Below are 3659 nucleotides of genomic sequence, written 5' to 3'. Positions count from 1 at the left end.
AGTTCGCCTCACGGTGTCGTGCCACGGAGTGGCTAACTTGTTCTTGCAATTTGCGGTCTGAATAGAATTTCTCAATAGTATTATTATTATCTCGGACTATAGCTCCCGCCGACGCCTTCTTTGCTTTCAGATTATGTGCGTCTGAGTCATCAATTTCACTAATGACCTGTTTTAACTCATTTTGCTTTGTTTGAATCTCCGCTTCTTTCTTCTGAATCGCTAGTTCATTCTCGCCGGCATTGACCGCAAGTGAAAATGCGTTCAGCTTTTTATTTTCACCCAGGACGGTATCAAAACCTGCAAATACTCGAACGTCGAGATTTGGAGAACATTGATCTTTTAATAGCATGCTAAAAGTGGACTTTCCCGAGCCATTTCGAGCAAAAATAAAATTTTTATGTTTCAGTGAAACCTGCTTATCTTTGAAAAGTTGAATACCATCTGTAAATTTTTGTTTAGTTAAGTCAATATTTAGTTCATCCAATATAATCTCCCCCAGAAAATGTCCCAACTTTTCAACTCACATTTGGCTCATATTCACCCCAATTAGTTTGAATACGGTCCCATGAACCGATCACCATTCATATGAATCATATGATCAGGAAAATCAGCAATCCAAATTTCAGTTTCCCATGCAATATTCCCAACGAACTTCTTATAAACAGACCAATCTTGAAAGGCTGTGACAAAGACTAAACCAGCTTTCCCGGTGTATTCCGCTTTGATCCGTGAAACCCGATCCACTGACATTGGTCCAACAGATGACACTGCTTCAATAAGAAATAGCCAATTACGTTTCTCATCAAACAAAACAACATCTGGAATGACATCATGCATCGTCATCGGGAACCCCAAGCTTTCCAGAGCTGATTCTTCGAACTTAAGATCTTTCTCGGCGGTATCTCCGACGTAGAGCAACCTAGCGCCGCCTGCAAATCTGGGTGCGAACTGTTCTAAAATCTCCTTGTGTAGCTGATTATGCTTCCCCGGTGTTAATTCAAACTCAAAATCAGAATATTTAACTGGAATCATAGCTTTCTTACGCTTATCAGCTTGAAGACTCATACGTGAGAGATGTGTTGCCTTGAACCGTGCCAAACTTTCTGCGTAACTCTCATCATCAAAGTGACGGACTAATTCAAAAAAGTCATCAGACAAAAACCAGCGATAATTCTTTGAGTTTGTCGCAATTCCTTCGGATACGTTATCCCTTGCAAGGCCAACGGTGGCCATCTTCTTCGGGCCTTGCTTCCGCAAAGACTCACGAGTATTCTCTTTCAGATTTGTGTGATACTCATCATTTAGGAATACGAGTCCTTCGTGAATCTGAACACCGTAATTTGTCGCCTGTGACCAGCTCATATCCTCTGTAACCTTCGTGGCTGCGAGGATAAAACGCGCCGCCATGCTCTTTTCACTAATTGACTTTGCAAAACCGACATCTTTAAGCATCTGGCAAGCATCACCTAATTTACCCATTAAGCTTCTCCTCCAAAGTTCACCAACATTATTTGATCAATCTTTTCCTGTGTCATTTGTGTGAGTTCAGAAACTTGATACTTCTCCCCAAGATTCGCTAGACTATGTGCATCTGGAAATTTCATCGAATTGATCTCTGTTGAGTTAACTTGCGTATTTCCACTCAACAGCCGGTAATATTCGTCGAAAATCGTCGACGACATAACCAGGAATGCACCCTTTAACAAATCACTGGAACTTGCAACCACGAAGTTGAGCTTATTATCCGTACTGATTTGTTTTTCTTGCGAGAATCGCTCTGCATTGTAATACGCCGTTTGAATCCGGCGAGATTCTTCCTTAGTAGAGAAACGCTTAACGAAAATATAATCCACGTTGTCTTGGAGAAACCCAGCTCGCTTCTTTGACAGATACTGTCCGCTTTCTCGCTTTAGTCTAATCTCATGACCGTCAAAATCGTCGGCATAAAAGATGGGCACATTGTTATCAGAAGGTTCATCCTCGACTAAGTCTCGGTTCCGAAAACAAACTGTCAGTCCGGTTTTCATTTTCAACCCTGAGTCCAAAAATGTGCTTGGTAAAGCAACAGCCCATTTTGCAAGTGCTAACTGAGTCGCATTGGTAATTAAGTAAACTCGCTGCTCCTCACCAACAACAACCAAATCACGAGGAACCACAATCGATTGACTTTGTTCAAGAGTAGTAATATCGTCGTGTGACCAAATTTTTACTGAATCGACTCGCTTCTTTTGGAAGACCACAATTACCAATTCTTGAAGAACTTTGGTGCTCCCAAACACATTGTTTCGATTATCGAACGCATGTAGTTCGACGACACTGCCCTGTGAAAACATAAAGGCACGAAGACGTTCAAAGTATGCGCCACTCATCCATGATCGTGGCACAATAAATACTGATGTAGCATTTGGACGCAACTCAATCGCAGCCTTAGCCCAGAAAAATCCATATAAGTTAGGCGCACCATGTACCACAAAGCTCATTGCATCAGCTTCTAAACTATCTTTCGAGAGTTTCTTGTATGGAGGATTCGCAATCACGAGATCATAGTTAGACTCAAACGAAAATGCGCTGTCCTGTAAAAGTCCATCTTCTTCGAGGATATAGTTTCGTTCGCGAATCTCGTATGAGAAATTGAGTCCTGAATCAGCCGACCATGACATAGCAAGCGAAAGATTTGATTTTAATACACGGAGCGCTATTGGTTCGTTCTCATAGGCTACTAGTTCAATTTTACAACTCGGATACATCGAAAATAGTTTCTCAACTACAGCTAGGCCCAGAACACCTGTACCAGCACCTGGATCCAAAAGCTTAATAGTTTGGTTGTTCAGTATATTGGCATCGTCAATCAAACGCTCGGCCATATATTCCGCAACAGGCATGGGCGTCGTAAATTGTCCAATTTTTTTCTGCTCTTCTCGACTTAAATGCTGAAAGAACACTTCGGTAGATTCTGAAATTTTGAGTTTCAGACTTTCAATATCAATTCTCATTCTCAACATGGAACGACCTCATTTCAAAATCTCTCACTAAACCTCAAAAGATAGGTTACTTACCTAAGTTTACCAGCGATTTCCCAGAAAAGCATGAACCACTCTCTTAACGATTATATCATAACCTCAACGCCAGAGAACGTTTGTTCGTTAACGATTAACAACAAAGCCAGCCCAGATTTCTCCGGACTGGCTCTTCTTTTTGGCAGGATTTCGGCAGGGAACCACTTCAATTCTACCTATTTCAACTCGTTTCACCCAATCGGAAACGCCGTTAAATCAGGCTTTTCATCTCAAGTGTCACCTGCTCTTTATTCCCACTCAATCGTTGCCGGCGGCTTACTGGTAATATCATACACAACGCGGTTGACGTGCCCGACCTCGTTAACAATCCGCGCAGAAATTTTCTACAGGATGTCCCAGTCGATGCGGGCATATCCGACCGGCAACTTTCACGCAGACGCTTCGGAACCCGGGCAGGACGGTGAATTACTACCGGGACTCCACTTATCTGTGTAGTAACACATGGCGTGTCAGCTTACCAAGCCTGCACTCGTATCCAAAATGCCGCTCCCGCTCGTCTTTAATAGTGAAGTGCTTCTTCTAGTAGCTAGTGGCTGGTGAATAATTTGTCCAAGTTATCTGTAACAGCTCCTTAACCCGTTA

2 protein-coding genes and 2 pseudogenes are annotated in these 3659 nt (G+C 42.4%); all 4 read right to left on the bottom strand.

From position 1 onward, the window contains the following. Positions 1-484: pseudogene (locus FD01_RS05720) on the bottom strand (AAA family ATPase); the annotation flags it as partial. A 62-nt stretch (positions 485-546) separates the two neighbouring features. Then, positions 547-1479, bottom strand: coding sequence for a BsuBI/PstI family type II restriction endonuclease (locus tag FD01_RS05715; protein ID WP_056963123.1), 933 nt, complete (start codon positions 1477-1479; stop codon positions 547-549). Beyond that, entirely contained in the window at positions 1479-3002 is a 1524-nt protein-coding gene (locus tag FD01_RS05710; RefSeq protein WP_225436179.1) for an Eco57I restriction-modification methylase domain-containing protein, read from the bottom strand. The genes FD01_RS05715 and FD01_RS05710 overlap by 1 nt, the downstream gene beginning before the upstream one ends. 302 nt (positions 3003-3304) lie before the next feature. Further along, a pseudogene (locus tag FD01_RS15680) lies at positions 3305-3409 on the bottom strand (GMP synthase (glutamine-hydrolyzing)); the annotation flags it as partial. Between the last annotated feature and the right edge of the window lie 250 nt (positions 3410-3659).

Origin of the sequence: Lacticaseibacillus manihotivorans DSM 13343 = JCM 12514 (genome assembly GCF_001435035.1) — a bacterium.
GTDB lineage: Bacteria > Bacillota > Bacilli > Lactobacillales > Lactobacillaceae > Lacticaseibacillus > Lacticaseibacillus manihotivorans.
The sequence above is the reverse complement of the archived record's forward strand: the minus strand, read 5'-3'. Positions and strand labels throughout refer to the sequence as shown.